This window comes from Bradyrhizobium diazoefficiens (genome assembly GCF_016616235.1).
Lineage (GTDB): Bacteria > Pseudomonadota > Alphaproteobacteria > Rhizobiales > Xanthobacteraceae > Bradyrhizobium > Bradyrhizobium diazoefficiens_H.
This window is the reverse complement of record NZ_CP067100.1, coordinates 2,394,313-2,415,060: the sequence shown is the minus strand read 5'-3', so window position 1 is coordinate 2,415,060 and position 20,748 is coordinate 2,394,313. Positions and strand designations below refer to the sequence as shown.

The 20,748-nt window shown below is 60.6% G+C and carries 13 protein-coding genes and 1 tRNA gene; 5 read left to right on the top strand and 9 right to left on the bottom strand.

Annotated elements, in window-relative coordinates; all coding sequences use genetic code 11:
• Nucleotides 1-8: 8 nt before the first annotated feature.
• Nucleotides 9-3,548, bottom strand: a complete 3,540-nt coding sequence (locus JJB99_RS11375; protein WP_200498852.1) for an AAA domain-containing protein — start codon at nucleotides 3,546-3,548, stop codon at nucleotides 9-11.
• Nucleotides 3,549-3,659: 111 nt separating this feature from the next.
• Here JJB99_RS11375 and JJB99_RS11370 point away from each other — a divergent pair, with 111 nt between their 5' ends.
• A complete protein-coding gene (locus tag JJB99_RS11370) occupies nucleotides 3,660-4,619 on the top strand; it encodes an SIR2 family protein (RefSeq protein WP_200498851.1) in 960 nt (319 codons plus the stop codon).
• Nucleotides 4,620-5,253: 634 nt separating this feature from the next.
• On the opposite strand, the gene JJB99_RS11365 is transcribed toward JJB99_RS11370, so the two are convergent.
• Entirely contained in the window at nucleotides 5,254-5,790 is a 537-nt protein-coding gene (locus tag JJB99_RS11365) for a hypothetical protein (protein WP_200498850.1), read from the bottom strand.
• On the opposite strand from JJB99_RS11365, the gene JJB99_RS36170 reads away from it, so the two are divergent.
• Nucleotides 5,780-8,083, top strand: coding sequence for an SMODS domain-containing nucleotidyltransferase (locus tag JJB99_RS36170; protein ID WP_246775201.1), 2,304 nt, complete (start codon nucleotides 5,780-5,782; stop codon nucleotides 8,081-8,083). The genes JJB99_RS11365 and JJB99_RS36170 overlap by 11 nt on opposite strands.
• A 621-nt stretch (nucleotides 8,084-8,704) precedes the next feature.
• Here the strand turns inward: JJB99_RS36170 and JJB99_RS11355 are convergent.
• Entirely contained in the window at nucleotides 8,705-9,661 is a 957-nt protein-coding gene (locus JJB99_RS11355; RefSeq protein WP_200498849.1) for a hypothetical protein, read from the bottom strand.
• 415 nt (nucleotides 9,662-10,076) lie between these two features.
• On the opposite strand from JJB99_RS11355, the gene JJB99_RS11350 reads away from it, so the two are divergent.
• On the top strand, nucleotides 10,077-11,591 hold the full coding sequence (locus tag JJB99_RS11350; RefSeq protein WP_200498848.1) for a DUF2235 domain-containing protein: 1,515 nt from the start codon (nucleotides 10,077-10,079) through the stop codon (nucleotides 11,589-11,591).
• Between the two features lie 189 nt (nucleotides 11,592-11,780).
• Here the strand turns inward: JJB99_RS11350 and JJB99_RS11345 are convergent.
• From JJB99_RS11345 to JJB99_RS11325, 5 genes are all read right to left on the bottom strand, one after another.
• Nucleotides 11,781-11,856, bottom strand: a tRNA-Lys gene (locus JJB99_RS11345).
• A 169-nt stretch (nucleotides 11,857-12,025) separates the two neighbouring features.
• The gene (locus tag JJB99_RS11340) at nucleotides 12,026-12,622 is read right to left on the bottom strand and encodes a Spy/CpxP family protein refolding chaperone (protein ID WP_200498847.1); all 597 of its coding nucleotides are present in this window, start codon (nucleotides 12,620-12,622) and stop codon (nucleotides 12,026-12,028) included.
• A gap of 209 nt (nucleotides 12,623-12,831) precedes the next feature.
• Entirely contained in the window at nucleotides 12,832-13,836 is a 1,005-nt protein-coding gene (locus tag JJB99_RS11335; RefSeq protein ID WP_200498846.1) for a TRAP transporter substrate-binding protein, read from the bottom strand.
• 285 nt (nucleotides 13,837-14,121) lie between these two features.
• On the bottom strand, nucleotides 14,122-15,684 hold the full coding sequence (locus JJB99_RS11330) for a 2-isopropylmalate synthase (protein WP_200498845.1): 1,563 nt from the start codon (nucleotides 15,682-15,684) through the stop codon (nucleotides 14,122-14,124).
• A 438-nt stretch (nucleotides 15,685-16,122) separates the two neighbouring features.
• Nucleotides 16,123-16,386, bottom strand: a complete 264-nt coding sequence (locus JJB99_RS11325; RefSeq protein ID WP_200498844.1) for a hypothetical protein — start codon at nucleotides 16,384-16,386, stop codon at nucleotides 16,123-16,125.
• Nucleotides 16,387-16,686: 300 nt separating this feature from the next.
• On the opposite strand from JJB99_RS11325, the gene JJB99_RS11320 reads away from it, so the two are divergent.
• On the top strand, nucleotides 16,687-17,937 hold the full coding sequence (locus tag JJB99_RS11320; protein WP_200498843.1) for an SMP-30/gluconolactonase/LRE family protein: 1,251 nt from the start codon (nucleotides 16,687-16,689) through the stop codon (nucleotides 17,935-17,937).
• Between the two features lie 88 nt (nucleotides 17,938-18,025).
• On the opposite strand, the gene JJB99_RS11315 is transcribed toward JJB99_RS11320, so the two are convergent.
• Entirely contained in the window at nucleotides 18,026-19,192 is a 1,167-nt protein-coding gene (locus JJB99_RS11315; RefSeq protein ID WP_246775200.1) for a hypothetical protein, read from the bottom strand.
• Between the two features lie 220 nt (nucleotides 19,193-19,412).
• Here JJB99_RS11315 and JJB99_RS11310 point away from each other — a divergent pair, with 220 nt between their 5' ends.
• Entirely contained in the window at nucleotides 19,413-20,516 is a 1,104-nt protein-coding gene (locus JJB99_RS11310; RefSeq protein ID WP_200498842.1) for an NAD(P)/FAD-dependent oxidoreductase, read from the top strand.
• The last annotated feature ends 232 nt before the right edge of the window (nucleotides 20,517-20,748 follow it).

The following is a 20,748-nucleotide window of genomic DNA, read 5'->3' as shown; positions in this document are numbered from 1 at the left end:
CCGAGCCGTCACTTGTAAGCTCCTCCGAAGTCCTTCGGCTGTACTCGCTTCACTCGGCCGCGTTTCTCCTCCGCGATCAACCACCGCATCAATCTGGTGATGTGAGCAAGCTCGTCCTCCTCGTTCGGTTCGGAAGAGACGTCCACCCGGCTCACCAGAAAATTCCAACTTCCCACCAGGACAAGCTTCTGCCTTGCGCGGCTAAGCAGAACATTGAAACGACGTCGGTCGGCGAGGAAGCCCAGTCCCTTTCCGACCTTCTCGTCATTGTTGCGCACGAGCGAGGCAACCACGACGTCGGCTTCACTTCCCTGAAATTCGTCCACCGTTGCCCCCATCCGCTTCGCAAGGCGGATGTCGAGTTCAGGATAGAGCAGGTTTTTCAGCTTTCCTGAAGAGGTCCTGTCGGAAACCGCCGATACGATCTCGCGAACCTGTGCGCGGTAGGGCGACAAAATCTGAACATGGCAATCCTGTCCCGATTTGGGAACAAACTGCGTCAACACCTGAAGAACGGCATCGATCTCCGCGGGGTTGGTATATCGGCGCTTGCCGTCGGCTCCGCCCACCTCGCCCGTCGCGTGCTTTACCTCCTGCATCCAGGGCAAGTCGACAAAGACGATGCGCTGCTCCGGCATCCATCCGTTGGCCACGATGCCAAACGGTGGACCTTCGCTCTCAAATCGCGCGATAGCGTCTTCATGCGTCCGCAGCCTCTCGTGATAGAAGCAATGCGAGATCATATCGCAAATGTCCGGATGCATGCGATGTTGCAATTCAAGTCGCATCGCAATCGGCGCTTCCGCGACCACGCTTCTCTGGCATCGTCGAAACATTTCCGCAAAGAACTGGACCATGTCGAGCCAGACGGTGCAGCTCTCGCCGAACCTCTGCTGATCGTCATCGTCCAATCCGACATACTCGCGACCGACTAGGCCGGGAGCAAATCCAGCGCCGTTCTTCCACGCGTTCAGAATGCGAGGAGGCTCGCGGAATAGGCCCTCGAGCGCTGCGAAATTGAAAGGGGGAAGCTGCTCTTGGTCACCGATCAACAGCACCCGGTAGCTTGCCTGAAGCGCGAGCGCTAGGTCGAAACCATGCGCCTTTCCGGCCTCTTCAACAATCGACCAATCGAAGCGCCGGTTGTCTTCCAGTAACTGCGCCAACTCGCCCGAGTTCGATGTTGCAAACACGACATTGGCCGCTTGGCGAACCAGCGATTCCAGACTGCGTATGTCTCGCGTTGCCGGCTTGCCTTGTTCCATATCCACAGCGATCGACCTGGCCCGCTCTAGGATGTGGCTGGGGGCAGACGCCGCCAGTGGGCTGTCGGAAATCGCTCTGGCCAAACGAGCCGTGGTGCGGGAGACGTAGTCCGTGTCTGCCTTGTCGTCGAGACGGACGACAATTGGACGTGTGGTCTGCGGCAAAGTGGCGATACGCTCGGCAAGCTTGCGCCGTACATGCCGGACCGCTTCGTGCGAATGTGCGGTGATCAGTGCCTGCGTCGATACATCGACTTCAAGCAAGCGGGTCGTCAATGTCTCGAGAAGCCGCGTTTTTCCGGTCCCCGGCGGCCCCTGGAGCGCGAATAGGGGCTGTGTCTTCCAGATTCTGTTGAGCGCGAGTTGCTTTGACTCATCCATGCTCTCGATAGCATCGCTGCTTCCCGGACTATCGGTCGTATCCCGCCGTGCTCTATCGGGATCAGCGATCGCGGTCAGCAGACCGGCATGACTTCGCATGCCGTCGATCGCCCGCTGACGCCGCTTGAGCTGCGCGATCGTTCCGCCAAGACCCGACGGCATCAGGTACATCCGGGAATCCAGCGTCGGAGCCGGAAGCCCCGCATCTTCGTGATAAAAGCGATACCTGATCCCGCCGGGATGAAAAATCACGCGGTCGAAACGCCAACGGATGTTAGTCTCTTGCTCGCCGCGCCCCAAAACGCCTTCATAGCCGAGCGTAAAATCTGACTCTTCCGCAAGAGGCAGAGAGACAGCATCGCGCGTGAAAAAATCTCTCATCTGATCTGCTGAGCGAGAGAGCTTTAAGTTCAACGCGAGCTCATCGCGCTGTCCGTCGGGAACCGAGGTTACCTCAACGACCGCGCCTTCTGTCTGCTCCTCCACCTCGACCACACGAACCGGCCAGATCTGGGCCGCCGTCAGCAATGCATCCAGTTGGTTCGTGATCCTGAAGAACTCCAAAACTTGATTCTGAGCATCGTCCAACTCGGTCGTGGTCGACTCGAACGGAAAGACGGCATCCCAAGCCGCACCGATGCTGCGCGCCCGGTTCAAGTCTCGTGAAAGCTTCGGCGCCGCCCGCACTTCAAGCTTCCGCCCGTCGAGCGAAGCCACCTTTTCTGTTGGATCCAGCGAAGGCGGGTCGGCGGACTGGCAAAATCCGACGTCCCAGGTCGGGTTATCCCTCTCCCATCGCTGTACGCGGTACTGAAGCAGACGACCGTTGAGCACGTAGTGCTGGAAGGGCGTCTGACGGACAAGGACTTGCAAGTCTCCGGTCAAGTCTCGTTGGATAAAATCAAGCTGCGCCTCAACGTCTGCAGCTCGAATGGCCCCCTTGGCCGCGTTCGCTGTTATGTCGGCGATGGCTTCGGAAAGACGGGAACCCGAACCGAGATTGAAGCCGATGTACAAGGGTTTACCGATGACGATCGTTCGGTTGCGTACCGAGGCATGCGCCTCCGAAAGCCCTTGTAAGATGGTGGCACTGTCGGTAAATCGCCGCTCGGCATCAGGCTCGAGCAGACCAAGAATGAGAGCTCGCTCGGGAGGGCCGAGATAAGCAAGGTTCAAAACGACTTCGCGCAGTCTTTCGACCGTCTTGATTCCTCTACCGGAAGGCTCGAACCCAAAAATCTCCGTGCAGAGCACACCGAAATCAAACCAATCGGTCGCGAATGAATACCGCGCATCCGATTTCTCGAGCTCCGGCGCCCGCAGCCGATCGACCTTGTTGGAGCCATCGCGTCCGACGGACGACGCTGATGTGACGCGGAGCGACCACTCGAAGCCGCTTAAGCGAAAATCACAGTCGCCGCGGTCGTCGCTGAACACCGCAGCCGGCGATATGGCCCGGTGAATAGTACCTTCCTCGTGCAGCATGCTCACCGCAGTTGCGATACGGCGCAGCCCTTCCCAAACCTTTCGGCGACGCGCCGGCGTTGAGACGTCTCTTAGCCAAGGCCGGCGTCCTCGATCTGCGAGCATTTGCGCGAGCGGCTGGCGGTCGCCAGCATCGAGAACGACATAGAACTTCTTCTCTTCAATGCCGAGGTCGCGCAGCTGAACGAAATAATGTCCCGCTCTGGGATATCCTCCGAGGCGGAGAAGACTTCGGATTTCGTGGTTCCAGAGCGCCCTTAGATCGGCAGACTCGCCGGTCCGTGACCATGTACGCGCGAACAAGAACATGCCGGCATCGCTCACCTCGTAAAGAAACGGAAAACGGCCAGTCCTGTCGCCGCGAATAATCGTGCGAACGATCCGGTACCTGTCGCCAAGATATTGTGGTGAGCTCACGAATCGGACCCTATAAACGATAAGTTGTATAAGAATAGAAGCATATGTCGGCGGGAAACAATCGCCGATGGCAATTTCGACGATTTATCCAAGCAGGAATGGACTTTCTCGATGACCAAGGACCACGGTCCGAAGCCGGACGATATCGACCCGTACGAGCGGCAATTTCTTCCGCCTGACGGGAACTTCGAAAACCTTGTTAGCAACTGGGGCCGCTTAAATTCCCGGCTGACGATATTCCTGGGCGCCGGGGCTTCGGTCGGCGCCAAGAACCGGGCAGGTCAACTCTTACCTTCTGCACTGCGGCTGCGGGATGAGATCTGGCTGGAATTCATGTGCAACGATGAAGAGAGGCGAGCGTTTGGACCGAAAACGCTAGGGATGATGACCCTCGAGCATGCTGCGGCCTTGGCCGAAGCGCGGGCCGGACGGGGGGCCATTGAGGAATATCTGACGACGCGATTCGACTGCATCCGACCTCTTTGGCAACATGCTGTGCTTCCCTTTCTTGGACCTAAGGCGCTCTTCACTACGAATTATGATGAGCTCATCGAAAAGGGCTGGCGCCTTCAGATCGGGCGACCAAAAACGGAGGAGATCTTCCTAAGGCACAATGCAGCGCACCTGGATTCTCCGGCTCCCAGAATGTCCTTGTTCAAACCGCACGGGACAATGGAGCTAGCAGCGCGCCAAATCGGGCACGGTGGGCTCGTCATTACAATGTTCGATTACTTTCGCATGATTGGCGATTACAAAGGTATGATCGAACGGTTCCTTTCTGACTTCAACCAGAGCTGTGTGCTATTTATCGGATATGCTTTCATGGATATGGATATAGGAGCCGAGCTTTTTCGTCTTAGACAGGATAGAAAGATTCCCTGGTACGCCGTGTTCCCTCGAGACGATGCCGACGTTCGGAGGATGTACGAGCAGAAGTTCGGCATCCTGCAGATCAACCGGCGCTCACTAGACTTCCTTGTAGAGCTCGATGATCGAGTCGACTTCATTGCAGACAAGAAGTGGAAGTTTGATCAATTATCGGATCTTAGAGGAGCCGGCTTCATCCAATGAATGGTGGATTTCTGATCAATGCCAGGGGCTGAAGCGCTCGTACGTGCACGTATCGCCCGCGAGTTCGTTAATATGGCTGCGGGCGCGGTCGGCCGATCTAAACTAGCGGTGCGTTAGATCACCTGCGCAAGTGCGGAGATCGAAGTCGCTCTATTCATCGAACCAGCCGACCGAATCCCGTCGTGGGATCACGGCGCAATTGGTAGACCAGCTCCTGTAGTTTGCCAGCTCAATCCTTCGGGAGCATCCTGCCGCAGGGTACCGATCTCGCGCTGATTTGGAGGAGCGATGGGGTGACGCGGTCGATTCGACTCCAAGGATGTAGCTAGACCTGTGGGCAGCCATCACTTCTTCGGCTGTGTAATCAACATGTCTACGCCGAGGTCTACTCGCGCCACCAGAATATCCTCGACCGCCTGCTCCACATGCCCGGAACGTGTCGAGCCGGTCGGCTCGGCTGCTCGTCTCGTCCTGACGCGCTGCGCCAGCTCCGGCTCGGCTCCTCGCATCTGCGGACTAACCAAAGTTCGAACCGTGTCTCTGAGCAATCGCGATGAACTCTCCGGTGTCCGGTATTGCGGACGTTCAAAGAGGGCGCGAGCGTTTTGAGCGAGCGCTCCGTAGTTCAGTGCAGTTATCGGACGAGGGTGTGAGCAGAAGTACGCGACGGGCGTGTTAGTTTGTAAGCAATCGTATGATTCTTGTCATCGGGAAGCGGGCCGATATCAGCCGGAGAGAAGAAGGCCGATCTCTCGTGGACGCGTCCATCTTTGTACGCAAGGTTGAACTCACCCAGATTGTGCATGCCCGGCGAGGCATAGAAGACAGCACCAGGAAATTTTTGTTCTAGATCTATGAGTCTCCAATGCTGTCCTGATAGATCCCGCCGCATGAGCGGCATACGAAAGAAGGGGACGACAAGGCCAGCCAGCTGATGCGTCGATATCTCCCCGGCGCTATTGCGAGTCATCGATTCCGGCAGCTTGTACTGAATGGATGAGGTACACGCCGTGATCGCCGGATGAGTCGCCCGCATTGCCGAGGCGGCGCTTTCCTGTTGAAAATCTGGACAAACGTAATCAGCAGTTGTAATCGGGTTCCGCGTACATACATGCGGTTCATACCTTTCGCATTTCATCACGAAACAATGGAGCGGCAGCGTGAGCCTCACGTCAGCGAATCTGGTCGGCTATTTACGCGCCGAGTTCGACAGGGCGTCGAAGCTCCGCGTAGCGCTGTTCTTCCTGCAACTCGCCGTCGCACTGCCGGCCGCGATCTCGGTTGTCATCCCTGACAACTACCATGCCACCCTTTACACCATTGCGATCTGCGGCGCGCTCCTGCTCGCGCTCTGGTGGGTGGTGAATGGAGCGTATGAAAAGTCCCGATCTGCGGCGCAAGCTGCCCGGCGCGCCGCTCTCCTTACCGGCGGCTTGGAAGAATCACTCTCGCCGAGCGAAATCAGCGCCCTCCGTGAGCGATTCACGGTCTCAACCGAAAAGGCCCAGAAGTTCGAGAAAGGGGACTACTACGCCTCCTCCCTGCCCGCCGGAGCCGGGCGCCTTGCGGAAATGCTGGAAGAATCTGCTCTCTACAGTGAGCACCTGCAACGCATCAGCAGCCATGTAATGCTCGGCATCCTGTGGTTCTTCCTTTTGATCTTCTTTGGCATTGCCTTCGCCACTGTGCCCTTCGTGGAGCGCGAAGTGGCGTTCTTGGTGCTGCGGGTGTTCTTGGCGTTGATCGTATTCGTGATGTCAGCGGACGTGCTCGGCGCGTACCAAGAGCAAAAATCCGCGGCAAAAGAGATCAGGGACATCCGCCAGCGCCTGTCCGCCGCTGATGCGAACGGCTACCCGATGCCCGATGTGTTGCTCGCCATGACTGATTATAACGCGGCCGTCGAGGGCGCGCCGGAAACCATACCTGTACGGCTGGTATGTCGACGAGCTCGATCAACGCTGGAAAGCCTACCAGGCAGACCGTGCCGCTGCGCGCGCCAAGAGGGCCGCAGCATGAAGCTGATCGATCAATTCAACACGTTCCTCAACGATACCGTCAACCTGAACCAGACGCGGGTCAGCGATCTCGAAAAAAGCATTGAGGCCATCAAGCAGGCCATTCGGGATTCCGATTGGAAGCCAAAAATCCAGAGCTGGGCGCCTCAAGGTTCGTGGGCACATAAGACGATCATCAAGCCAGTAGATCAAGGCGAGTTCGACGCCGATCTGCTGGTGTTCGTCCATCCTGTCGATGGCTGGACGGCGCGGGACTATGTCGAAAAGCTGTATGACGCCCTGCGCGAGAACACCACCTATAAAGACAAGCTGAAGCGCTGGTCGCACTGCGTTACGATCAACTACGCCAACGAACGCAAAATCGACGTGGCGCCCTGCGTGGTGAATCGGATCGGGGCGCGCCTGGAAGTCTGCAACCGCCTCGACGACGAGTTCGAGCGTTCCGAGCCTATCCAGTACACCGACTGGCTGACCACGCAGAACGGCTACTCGGGCAGCAACAGCTTCCGCAAGGTTACCCGCCTCATCAAGTACATGCGGGACATCAAGACGCGGTTTACCTGCACATCCGTGCTGCTCACGACGCTGCTCGGCTATCGCATCCAGAGTACTGACAAAGATACCGACGCGTTCGCGGACACCCCGACTGCTCTAAAGACGATTTTCGGCCGCCTCGATGATTGGCTGCAGGCGAATAACGCTAAGCCAACGGTCTCGAATCCGTTTCTGCTGGAAGAGAATTTCGCCGACGCGTGGACCGACGACCAGTACACGAACTTCCGCGACAAGGTCCACACATACCGGGATTGGATCGACGAAGCTTATGACGAGGAGGACCGCAACGAAAGCATCGCCAAGTGGCGGCGTGTTTTCGGCGACGAGTTCGCTGCATCGGTTGACATCGACGAAGGCAAATCCATCAGCAAGATGGCCATTGCCAAGCTGAAGGAGAGCGTCAGCGCTGCTGCGCTGTTCGCCGGTGATCTCGTGGATGCCGTCAAGAGCTATGGCGTTCGAGCACTGCCGGAAGGCTTCAACAAGCGCCCGTATATGAAGGCGCCGAAGTGGAAAAAAGCTCGCACCGGCACGTTCCCAATCTTCGTCAAAGCCGTGCTCTACCAATCCAAGGGCTACAACAAGCTTCGCGATGTGCAGTCGCTTGATCCGGTACCGAAGGGCCGATGGCTCGAATTTACGGCGGTGACAAATCTCGGCCTGCCGCCTAGCAAAGACGAGTTTACCGTGGAGTGGCGCGTCACCAACACCGACGAAGCGGCCTATAACGCCCGGGCCCTGCGCGGTGGTTTCTACCCGTCAGAAGGCGGCCAGAGCCGTTTTGAGGAGCTGAGCTACCGCGGTGTGCATCTGGTCGAAGCGTTCGTGATCCGCAGGCGGGATGATGCTCTTGTCGCACAAAGCGAGCCGTTCCGCGTCTTGATTGAGTGAAGATCACGAGTGGTGCCGGCATTGCCGCCGGCACCGTTTCTTATTTGCGCTGACCTCGCCCTGCGACAGCACTGATGCTGAGAGCTTCTTCGAGTCCGCGAGGGTAGGTTTCGGAGAGCTCTGCTTGGTAGCCATTTCAATCAGTCCTTTACGAGGATCGGGATATTCGTGACAGAAATATAGCACGAACATTCGCGCCATGTTATTCAGAGCGGAAAGCGGGGAATAACAATGCCGGGGAAGCGATGTCCGTGGTGCGGTGAGCTGACGTTTGCTCGCGCGCGCCACAACAACAAAGACAAAGCCTACAGCAAGTGCAGTAACTGCGACGGCATCGGCTGGGTAAAGAGGCCAGCCGGCACCGGCGGCGGCTCTGGCAAAAACTGCTACCAGTGCGGCAAACGCACTTTGCACACCATTCGCAGAGGTTCTGAGCTCACGTTGATATACTGCACCACCGCGACATGCACATCCGTGATGGCGTTCAAGGGTCGTCCCGCCGCTCGGTGATATAGCTTTCTTGATAGATCAGTTATGCGGATTGTCCTCGCACGTCGGGTCGGAGGCCGGCATATGTTGCCGCCACCTCCGCATCTTTAAAAGAGCATAACCCGCTCTATTCTACCGCGCCTCCTCCGTAAGAGCCTGCTTGCCGATCCGTTTCATGGCTCGCCCGATCTTCTTGGCCTTCTCTATCGCGCCGCCGTTGACCACAGCAGCGACCGCGGTGATGGCGGCAACACTGTCCGCCTTCATCAGGGCCAGGAGGCCAACCGATGAGACGAGTATCGCGCCTTTCGCAGTTGAGGTCAGGATCTCCCCGCTCTTATTGGTCCACCACTCCTCCACGCCTTGCCTAAACGTCTTGGTGGCTTTTACGACTTCCTGGTCTGGCGCCTTGCCCTTCTTGAACGCAGCAACCATTTCGCGGATTCGTTCGAGCTCGGCTTTCATCCGCTCGAAGCCGGAAATTTCACGTGCAACCCGTGACTGTCCATCGTCGGAATTGGGTAGCTCGCCGCGCAAGGCTTCGAGTTTGGCCTCGATCTGGAGAATGAGGCCGGCGATCGCCAGATAGATTTCCTTCTCGTTAGCCAGAACCGCCTTCCCGAGGCGCGTGCTGGCTTTGCTCTTCTTGGGCTTCGGAATGGCCAGCAACTCTCGAAGCTGCTTTAGGTCCAGCGCGCGGAAGCGGCGATCGTTCCGCGGCATTTTTCTCATAGGCTCGCCAATAAAATACTGCCCGACCAGCCAGTATTCATCGAAGTCCGGCTCCTTTTTCTGTTCGATCGAATGGCGAAAGTCCTCAAACGCCTGTCTCAGTCGCGGCGGATTGATCTCGCTCACCGCGTCGATGATGTAGCGCCGCTCGCGGCCAAGATCGTTGCGTTTGACGAGCAGGTCCCCGGGTCTCGTTCGGCCGCCGTCGGGCAAGCGCGACGCACTCCAATTTGCCGCCTCAAAAAGCGCAGCAATCTGGCGCTCGAACTCCGCCTCTTCGACCCGTTCTTTCTCGGTGGTCTTTCGGATCGACGCCAGAATTTCCCGCTGGCTCGGCTCTTTAACCCGCTTGGCCATTCCTCTTCCCCTGTCGTCTCAAATACACACGCGCGGCCCGCGAATTGCAACCGGCTGACGGCCCCCAAAGTGGGAAACAGGCCCGCCTCTTTTTCTCCCGCCCGCAAACCGCGCAGACCCCGCGCGGGGCCAAAAATATCCGAACCCTTACAAATTTGGCTGCGCCCAATGCGCTCCCCCTTCGCGGCGGTCCGAGGGAGCAAGGTAAGGGATGGTGGCTGCCGAGAGGCTTGCGGTTGAGCTTCAGCCCCCGCGGCGTTGACCGAGCCGTTTTCGCCATCGCGGCGAGTTGAGCCTTGAATGAGGCGAACGCGACCATCCGCGAGCTGTGCTCAAGTGGGCCAGCTCACATTTAGGCTCGTGCAATCTGTGATATATGGATTGGCCTTTGGCGCGCTTTTGGGGACGATGTGCAATGCCGAAGTATATTGTGATCTTCTCCGACGGCACAGGCCAGGCCGGCGGCATTAATTTCGACGAAGCGCGGACGAATGTTTACAAGATCTACCGCGCCTGCCGCGTCGGCCCGGACACGAAGGTCGAACCGTCCGAACAGGTCGCCTTCTATGACGCCGGTCTTGGGTCGGCGTCGGACGGCGGTCATTTCAAGATCGGCTGGATGCGCTGGCTCTACAATCTCGCCAGCATGGCGACGGGCCTCGGGATCACGAGGAACATCGTTGATTGTTACGCCGCGATCATTGCCCTGTATGAGGAGGGCGACCGCGTCTTCCTGATCGGTTTCAGCCGCGGGGCCTACACTGTGCGATCGGTTGCCGGCGTCATGACCTATTGCGGCATCCCGCGCCATATGCCCGATGGCTCGCCCCTGCGCCGCGATCCAAAGAGCATCCACAAGCTGGCCGAGCATGCCGTGAAGGATGTCTATCAATTCTGCCCATCCTACTCGCGCAAGACTCTTGGATACCGGCAGTTTCTGTTGGAGACTCGAGATGCGATCGCCGCACAATTCAGACAGCAGTACGGTAGCACAAGCACCATCAACGGCGCCGAGCGGGCGAACGTCTTTCCCTACTTCATCGGCGTGTTCGATACGGTCGCCGCCCTCGGCCACAAATATCTCGGCACGGCGCTCGTGACCTCCGGCATTGCGCTGCTGATCGGGCTTCACTGGCTCGGAGGCTTCCTTCAGCCGGTCTTTCCATGGGCGGCATGGGGAGCTTGGATTCTGAGTTACCTTGGCGTCGCTACAGCCCTGATCGCTTTTCTCATGAACTATCTCAAGATCGCGCCATCCCTGCCCGGCTATGGGTTCTTGAAGCGCCTCCAGACCGTGCATTTCGCGCCGCCGAAGCACAAATTCTACGACACGACGTTGAATCCAAATGTTGGCTACGCCAAGCATGCGATTGCGATCGACGAGAACCGCGCCGACTTCAAACGCGTCGGCTGGGCGCCCACGGCCGAGAAGCAGGACGAACGCGATGCGCACGGCAACCTCTACTTCGAACAGGTCTGGTTTCCCGGCGTGCATGCGGATGTCGGCGGCGGCTATCTGGAAAATGAGGCCCGCTTGTCGGATGTCGCGCTGAACTGGCTGCTCGCCGGAGCTTCGCTCATTCCAGGCGGGTTGAAACACGACGGCAGTGTTCTGCGGCTCTCGCCCAATCCCGCGGGTCCCCAGCACAATGAGCAGGCGGGAGGCTTTCTCAAGGCCGGCGTGCGCGATCTTCCAATCGATCCCGAGAGCAGGGAAGCGAAATCGCCGATGCACAAATCGGTCTATCGGCGCTTCGAGGCGGGATCGGTTCTCCTCTATGACCGCATGGCGGCCTATCGGCCGGACAACATGAGGGTTCACGTCGACTTCAAGCACTATTTCGATGGAAGCGCGGGGCAGCCGCCCCAATGCATCGCCGATGACATTGAACGGAAGTGGGAAAATGCCGGCTACGTCGGGCGGCTCTGACCCACATACAAGATTGAGCAACCGGTTCTGTCGGGCGGCTTTCGAGGCGCCTTGGCCCCCGCCGAGACAAGTAGAGCAGATCACAATGCTGAGAGTGGACTCGTCGACCGGCCGCCAAAAACACCGTTTGAAAAACCGTTTTAGTTCGGCCTTCTCAAACGGTTTCTCTCGCTAAGATCTTGATTTGTTTGGTGGGCGCACCAGGGCTCGAACCTGGGACCCGCTGATTAAGAGTCAGCTGCTCTACCAACTGAGCTATGCGCCCGAAAGGCGGTCAGTGCCTTGCGAGGCCGGTCGTTTAGCAAAGCGATCCGGGTCTGGCAAGCGATGCGGCGAAGGTTTTTCCCCAGTCCCCAAAAAGCGAAAAGCCGCTGGATTCCAGCGGCTTCGCCAAGGTTAATCCAAAGCTTGGTCCCCGTAAGATCCGCGATGGCTCAGAGCCGGCCCTCGCGGTCCTGGTCCGGGCCGTTGTCACGGTCGAAACGGTCACGGCGGAAGTGCTCCATGCCGCGCTCCATCATGCGGTCCATGCCGCGTTCCATGAAGTGGTGAGGCCGGCCCTCCTCGCCGCCGCCGAACGGGCCGCGGTGCCGGGTCAGCACGGCCAGGCGCCGCTTCTGACCCTCGTCGAGCGTCTTGTAGAGCGGATCGGCGGCATCGGCGATCTTCTTCAGGGCGGCAGAGGCCGCGCCCATGTCCTCGGCGCGCTGGCGCAGGCGGGCGATCGGATCCTCCGGCTGGTCGGCATCGCCCGAAGGCGCGTTCATCCGCGCATTGGCGCGGTCGATGCGCAGCTTGGCGAAATCGCGCACGGCGGCCTCGACCGGCGGCCACAGCTTCTCCTGATCGGCGTTGAGCTTGAGCCCGGCATGGACGGCGGCGATCCGCGCGTCGACGAAGGCGGCGCGGTCTTCCGGGTTCATGCGGATGTGGCGGAAGTGCTCCATCCACGGGCGATGATATTGGGCATAGACCGCACCCGAGCCGGCGATACTGAGCACGGCGATGGCGGCGATGGTGAACTTCCTCATGACGGACCTCCTCTGGAAGGATGGGCATGAGGATGAGCGCCAAGCCGCTTGCGCGCAACTTACAACTTGGACAGGGAGCACGGTCTTACGGAGATGTAACTACCGTGAATGTCCGTTCAGGTGCAGACTGAAACGATTTGTAACGGAAGGGGCTTCCGTGCCGGCACGGAAGCCCCGTCATGCTTCGTTGAGACTAGGTCGTCGCGCTCCTAATTCGTCGCGCTCTTGGCTTCCTTCTGGAACTCATCGATCAACGGCTGGCCGACACGGCTCGCAGCGTCCTTGTAGACCGGCTCCATGGCCTTGCGCATCGCGGCATCCTGCTCCGGCGTCAGCTTGATGATCTCGCTCTTGCCGCTCTTCCTGATCTCGGCGAGCGCGTCGTCGTTCTCCTTCTGCGACTGCGCGTTGTTGAAGTCGGTCGCCTCCTTCATCGCCTTCGACAACTGGTCGCGGATGTCGGCCGGCAGATCGTCCCAGAACTTCTTGTTCACGATCACGACGTAGCCGATGTAGCCGTGATTGGTCTCGGTGATGTACTTCTGCACCTCGTGCATCTTCTGGGTATAGATGTTCGACCAGGTATTCTCCTGGCCGTCGACGACGCCGGTCTGCAGCGCCTGATAGACTTCCGAGAACGCCATCACCTGCGGCAGCGAGCCGAGCGCCTTGAATTGGGCCTGGAGCACGCGCGAGGACTGGATGCGGAATTTCACGCCCTGATAGTCGGCGGGCGTCACCAGCTTCTTATTGGCGCTCATCTGCTTGAAGCCGTTGTCCCAATAGGCAAGGCCGGTGATGCCCTTGGGCTCGAGCTGCTTGAGCAGCCTGGCGCCGAGCGGCCCCTCCGTCACCTTCCGCAACGTCTTCAGGTCGGGAAGGATGTAGGGCAGATCGAACACCTCGAACTCACGGATGCCGAGCGGACCGAATTTCGAGTTGGACGGCGCCAGCATCTGCACGCTGCCGAGCTGCAGCGCCTCGAGCTCTTCCTTGTCCTTGTAGAGCGTCGAGTTCGGATAGACCTCGACCTTGACCTTGCCGTTCGTGTACTTCTCGGCAAGCTCCTTGAACTTCTCCGACGCCTTGCCCTTCGGCGTATCGGTCGCGACCACGTGGCTGAATTTGATGATGATCGGCGACTGCGCCGATGACGGCCCGGCAAGTCCGAATGCCAATGCCGCGATGGATGCGGCGATCGCGAAGGTGCGCATGATGTCTCCCTTGTTATTCTCTTGGGCTGCCCAAAGCGGGCGCCTATCCTCGAGCCGGAAGCATCAATAGCGGCTGAGACGCCGAGCCGCTATTGGCCGTTAGCAGGGCAGCCATTCGCGACCATGCCGCTGCGCTCCCTCTCCCGCTTGCGGGAGAGGGTTGGGGAGAGGGTGTCTCCGCAATGGGAGAGTCCCGGTGAGGAAAGAACCCTCACCCGCCACGCTTCGCGTGTCGGCCTCTCCCGCAAGCGGGAGAGGCGAAGCCAATGCGCGGCAACGCTTGCGTCAGCTCGCAGCGGCCGTCGTCACCGTATCGCGCTGGCGTTTCATGACGATCTTGTTGAGCGCGCCGAGATAGGCCTTGGCCGAGGCGACCAGCGTATCCGGATCCGCCGCGCGCGCCGTCATCGACCGTCCCTCCTGCGACAGCCGCACCGAGACTTCCGCCTGCGCGTCGGTGCCTTCGGTCACCGCGTGAACCTGGTACAGCTCGAGCTTGGCCTCGTGCGGCACGAGACGCTTGATGCAGTTGAACACCGCATCGACCGGCCCGTTGCCCTCGGCCTCCTCGATTCTGATCTGGCCGTCGACGTCGAGCTTCATGGTCGCACGCTGCGGGCCATGGGTGCCGGCGATCACGGTCAGCGAGGTCAGCTTGATGCGGTCGTGCGAGGCCGCCATCTCCTCGTCGACCAGCGCCTCGATGTCCTCGTCATAGATGTCCTTCTTGCGGTCGGCGAGCGCCTTCATCCGCGTGAACGCATCTTCCAGCTGGTTCGGGCCGAGCTTGTAGCCCATCTCCTCCAGCTTGTGCACGAAGGCGTGGCGGCCGGAGTGCTTGCCGAGCACCAGCGACGACTGCTTCAGGCCGACCATTTCGGGCCGCATGATTTCGTAAGTCGAGGCGTCCTTCAGCACGCCGTCTTGGTGGATGCCGCTCTCATGCGCGAACGCGTTCCGGCCGACGATCGCCTTGTTGTACTGGACCGGAAACGAGGTCGCCGCCGACACGACCTTGGAGGCGCGGGTCAGCTGCGTGGTGTCGATCTTGTTCCAGTACGGGAATTTGTCGTTGCGCACGTTGATCGCCATCACGATCTCTTCGAGCGCCGCATTGCCGGCGCGCTCGCCGATCCCGTTGATGGTGCACTCGACCTGGCGCGCGCCGCCGACGATGCCGGCAAGCGAGTTCGCGACCGCCATGCCGAGGTCGTTGTGGCAGTGCACGGAGAACACGGCCTTGTCGGAGTTCGGCACACGCTCGATCAGCGTCTTCATGAAATGAGTGTATTCCTCCGGCACCGTGTAGCCGACGGTATCGGGAATGTTCACCGTGGTGGCGCCGGCCCTGATGACGGCTTCGACGATGCGGCACAAAAAGTCCATCTCGCTGCGGGTGCCGTCCTCGGCCGACCATTCAACGTCGTCGATCTGGTTGCGGGCGCGCGCGACCATCGCGACCGAGGTCTCGATCACTTGCTCCGGCGTCTTGTTCAGCTTCACCCGCATATGCAGCGGCGAGGTCGCGATCACGGTGTGGACGCGGCCGCGTTTTGCGAACTTCACCGCTTCGGCGCAGCGGTCGATGTCGGCAGGATGGGCGCGGGACAGGCCGGCGATGACGGCGTTCTTGGAACGGCGGGCGATCTCGCTCACCGCCTGGAAGTCGCCTTCGGAGGTGATCGGGAAGCCGGCCTCGATGACGTCGACGCCCATATCGTCCAAGAGCTCGGCGACCTCGAGCTTTTCCTCGAAGGTCATGGTGGCGCCGGGGCATTGCTCGCCGTCGCGCAGCGTGGTGTCGAAAATGATGACGCGGTCCTTGTCGGACTTGTTCGCGGGAGCCATTTCAAATTCCTTTTGAGCTTTGGCGCCGGTCATCTGCCTTGAGCGCCTGAGGTTGTCCGGTGACCTCGTACAAACCCCTGAGTGCCCAGGCGCGTGGCGCCCAGCCGGCCCTCAGGGGCAGGTAAGAAGAAGCCCGCCAAGAAGGAGGGTGGGCAGCAGCGCGGCCGGGATCGCGGCGGCGGCCAGAGCCACCTCCCTCGAAATCCCATCGATTTGGCCGCGAATCAGCATTGCCAGACCCTTTGAGCCAAGAATCCTCGGTCAAAACCATTGACGGTTGGTTGCCGGGAGGCTCGATGCGTCCGTTTCTAGACGAGAAATAGGCGCAACTGCAACGCCAAAAGATGGTCAGGGGAGCTGACCTGATTGAGCGTGGCGCCCTGCTGAACCGTCATTCGGGCAAGGTGACGGGAATGGATTGGCGTGCGCTCCTCGCATTTAGCTCGCGCGGCGGGCGCGGGCTCTGGTCTCCCAGCGGTCCAGCATCTGGCCGAGCTCGCCGGTGGGCACGGGCGCAGCCGGTTTGGTGCGCGCGATCTCGTTGGTGTTGGCCGGCGCGGTGGTGCGGTCCCAGTCCGGCCGCGCGTAGCCGCGCATGCGGCGGGCCTCCGCATGCCGCTTGCGGGAGATCATCTCGCGCGTGAAATAGCCGGCCGCGAATGCGATCCCAAGCAATACGATCAATATGACAACGCCACCCACGACCAACTCCGACCTGTGCCCCGGAGGTTTTGTGCGCGGCAATAGGCACGAAATCAAGGCTGCAAATGCGCCAGGCCCAGTTCGTCCAAACTTCTGCGCAGAATAGTCGTTGACGTGTTCGTATGCAGGTTCTTGCGCAGCACCGCCCCCGTTTTGGACAGACTTGCGACGAAATCACGACATCATCCGGCAATCGCCTGAAGCATGCAAAGCCGGCTCTCGCAACCGGCCGCGGACCGCATTAACCTCCCGCTGCTCGGCCGGATCAACCGGCCAGCCGAACATGATCGGGAGGACGCGATGACACGCCAAGAGGCTCGTGACCACGAGCCGCGTGACCAGGACGCTGCGCTTTCACGACGAACACTGGTGCAAGGAGTTGTGCAAGGACTTGCACTCGGTGCCGCCGCCACGCTGACCGGTGCCGGCTCGGCGCTGGCCCAGACGGGACCAGCCGCACCGCCGACGACGATCACCACGCCGCCGCGCGATTTCGGCCCGCGCGGCGCGCCGACCACCTATTTCTGGGACCCTGATATCATCGCGGTCGATCCGTCCTTCAACGATCTCGCCCAGCCCAACACCGCGATCAAGCGCCTCCACACTGGCGTGTTGTGGGCCGAGGGCCCGGCGTGGTGCGCACAGGGGCGCTATCTGTTGTGGAGTGACATTCCGAACAACCGGCAGATGCGCTGGAGCGAGGACGACGGCCATGTGAGCGTGTTCCGCTCGCCGTCCAACTATTCCAACGGCAACTCGTTCGACTTCCAGGGCCGCCAGCTCTCCTGCGAGCATCTGACGCGGCGGGTGACGCGCTACGAGCACGACGGCACCGTGACCGTGCTCGCCGACTCCTATCAGGGCAAGCGGCTGAACTCGCCGAACGACATCGCAGCCCATCCCGACGGCAGCTACTGGTTCACCGATCCGCCCTATGGCGGCCAATTGTACGAAGGCGAGCCCGATGGTCCGGGCGGACCAAGCAATGCTGGCGGCAAGCTCAATCCGCGGATCGGACAGCCGGCCGGCTTCGCCCCGGGCAAGCGCGAGCTGCCGACCAATTGCTACCGCATCGACCCCTCAGGCCGCATCGATCTCGTCGTGACTGAGGATCAGGTGCCCGATCCGAACGGTCTCTGCTTCTCGCCCGATTTCAAGAAGCTCTATGTCGTCTCGACCGGCAAGGGTCCGGGCGACACGGGCGCGGGCGGCAAGAGTGAGGTCTTCGTATTCGACGTCGGCAGCGACAACAAGTTGTCCAACCAGAAGCGGTTCAGCGATTTCGTGATCGATGGCGTGAAGTGCGGGCCTGACGGCGTGCGCTGCGACGTCAACGGCAATGTCTGGGCTTCCAGCAATGCCGGTCGCGCCGTCGGCTATAACGGCGTCACGGTGTGGTCGCCGGAGGGCAAGCTCATCGGCCGCATCCGCCTGCCGGAGGTCTGCGGCAACATCACCTTCGGCGGCCCCAAGCGCAACCGCCTGTTCATGGCCGCGAGTCAGTCGATTTACGCGGTGTATACGGCGACGCAAGGCGCCGGCCCGGGCTGAGGCGTGCGGCTTCAAAAAGATGGTGCCGGCGCAATGCGCGCCGGCACCAGATTTCGCCGAAGATCCCGAACCGGCCTCGGCCCGCGTGTCAGTTGTCACCACGCTTTGGCGGCGCCGGCACGGCGGTTCGATTGGCGGGCACGATCTGCGGCTGGAACGCGAACACCTCGCGGGTGCGGTCGTCCACGAACACCTTCAGCCACTGCACATCGTTGTTGCCGTTCGCCTGATTGTCGCCAAAGGTCTCGACGCGGACGAAGTTTTCAAGCCGCCGGCCCTTGTCATCAAGGAATGGCCGATCGATCCGGAAATAGTGGGAGTCGCCATGAACGTAGGCGACGGGCCTGCCGAAGCCGACCACTTCATCCCGCAGCGCCAGCAGGAAGGCCTGGAAACCGTCCGGATTGGTATCGGTTTCCTTGAGCGTCTTCGGGTCACGCAACGGGGACCGGGTTGCGTCGGACTGATCCCAGCCCGGATCCGCCTGCGAGATGAACATGATCGCCGCGGCGCGGTAGGTTCTCGCCACATCGAAGGTCTGCTGCATCCACAGGATGTCGGCGTTGTTGCGCGCGGCCCATTCGGCGTCATCGGGCAGCGTATCGCAACGGTTGTTGCACGATCCCTGAATGTTGAGCGTCGCGTAGACGACGCCTTTCATGATCCAGCGGCGATTTTCGACGCAACCGGTCAACTGGTTGTTGTGATCAAGACACAGCCTGTCGTGCTGCACCTGCTGCTTGATCGGCCGCTGACCAAGGGAATAATCGGTGCTGAAGAAAATCTTCCGCTCGTAATCGAGCCGCTCGCGCGAGGAGAACGAGCCGTTCGATGCTCGATCGCAGTCGGTCCAGTCGTTGTCGCCGGTGGTGAACATCGCAGCCGACTTCAGCGCGTTGAAATATCCGAGGCCCTGCTGGTACAGAGCGTCGCTGCAGGTGGTGGGGGTCACCGATCCCGGCGTGCCGTTGCCGGCCTTCAGGTCGCCATCATGAACCGTGAAGGCGAGCTTCTGCTCGTTCATGTCGGCGATCAGGTTAGGCACGCCGACCTGCGCCTGGAGGTCGGAATATGGCAGATCGCCCCACAATCCGATAGCGTAAGCCCGGCTCTCGCCTCCTCTGTCGCTGTCGTCATCGTCAGCGTGCGCGCCGACGATCGGGCTGATCGCAAAGCAGGCTGCCAGCAGAAGAAAGCTCATCCTGCGCAGCTTGCCGTAAACGCCTTCCAACTTCCCTCGACCGAGTCTCTTCATGGTTTGCTCCCCAGACAGCTTTGGACAATAGGCGGCTCATCACAGGGACAACGTCGCGTTGTCCTGCGCCAAGCCAGGTTATGAAATGAGAGAAAGCCCGCCCGTAGCTTCAATTTGCCGCGGTGAAGCTAGCTGCGGGTTGTGACGCCCACGTGAAACATTTTGAAACACGGCGCACTGATGCAGAGTTGCGAACGTGTGATCGACAAGGAGAGAGAGCATGCGCGTTGTGATCTGCGGCAGCGGCGTGATCGGGGCCTGCACCGCCTGGTTTCTTCGCCGGCACGGCATCGACGTCATCGTCGTCGAGCGGACCGGTATCGCGGCCGCCGCATCGGGCAAGGCCGGCGGCTTCCTGGCGCGCGACTGGTGCGCTGGGTCGCCCCTCGATGCGCTGGCGCGCCGCAGCTTTTCGCTTCACGCGCAGCTGCCGGACGAGATCGCAGGCGACTGGGGCTATCGCCCGATGAACGCGTATAGCGGCTTCGTTGCGTCCGGCGATGATGCGCGCCGGACTGCGCCATCCGAGCTGAGCTGGCTCAGCGACGGCATCGTCATCGCACAGCGCATCGGCACGCCGCAGACGACCGCGATCGTTCATCCCGGTAAGTTCACATCGGCCATGATGAATGCTGCGCTCGCGCAGGGCGCCGAGCTTCGCCTTGGCCGCGTTACCGGCATCGTGCGCGATGCAAATGGCACGCGTGCGAAAGGCGTCGAAATCGACGGCGACATCATCGCGGCGGATGCCGTCCTGATCGCGATGGGCCCATGGTCGCTGCTCGCGGCGCAATGGATGAGCCTGCCCGCGGTTTATGGCCAGCGCAGCCCGAGCATCGTGTACGACCTCGGCGCCAACGTGCCGGCCGATGCGTTGTTCCTGGAGCACGACGAGAACGGCAGCGCCGTCTCGATCGAGGTCTTCCCGCGCGCCGACGGCAGCACGCATATCACGGCCTTGTCCGACATCGCACCGCTGCCGCTCGATCCGGCAGCCGTGACGCCGGACAGCGACGCGATCGCACGGCTGCAAGCCATGTCCGAGTGCCTGTCGCCGCTGTTCGAGCCTGCGAAGATCATTGCGAAACAGGCCTGCTTTCGTCCGGTGACCCAGGACGGCCTGCCGCTAATCGGCCAGGTGCCGCAGAGTGAACGCCTTTATGTTGCGACTGGACATAATGTCTGGGGCATCCTCAATGCGCCCGCGACCGGCGAGGCGGTGGCGCAGCTGATCGCCGAGGGCGCGACGCGCGATGTGGACCTCGCGCCGTTCGATCCGGCCCGGCTCCAGCCGCTCGATCCATCGCTGCTGCAAGCGCGCTGAGCCGGCGCAGCAGCATCGCGGCTTCGATCGACGCTTGTTATTTGTGCGCCTTCGACACTCATGCATGCCCGTCGGCGAAATCTGCATGCCTCTGCGTGCAGCAGGTCTCCTGCACCTCTCCTGCCTGCATTTTACGCAGCGCTAGACTTTAGTCCCCTGCTCACACTCCGGAACGCGGTTTCACTTGCCGAGAATTCCCTCGCCGTTATAGTCGCGCCAATAGCTCAAAGAA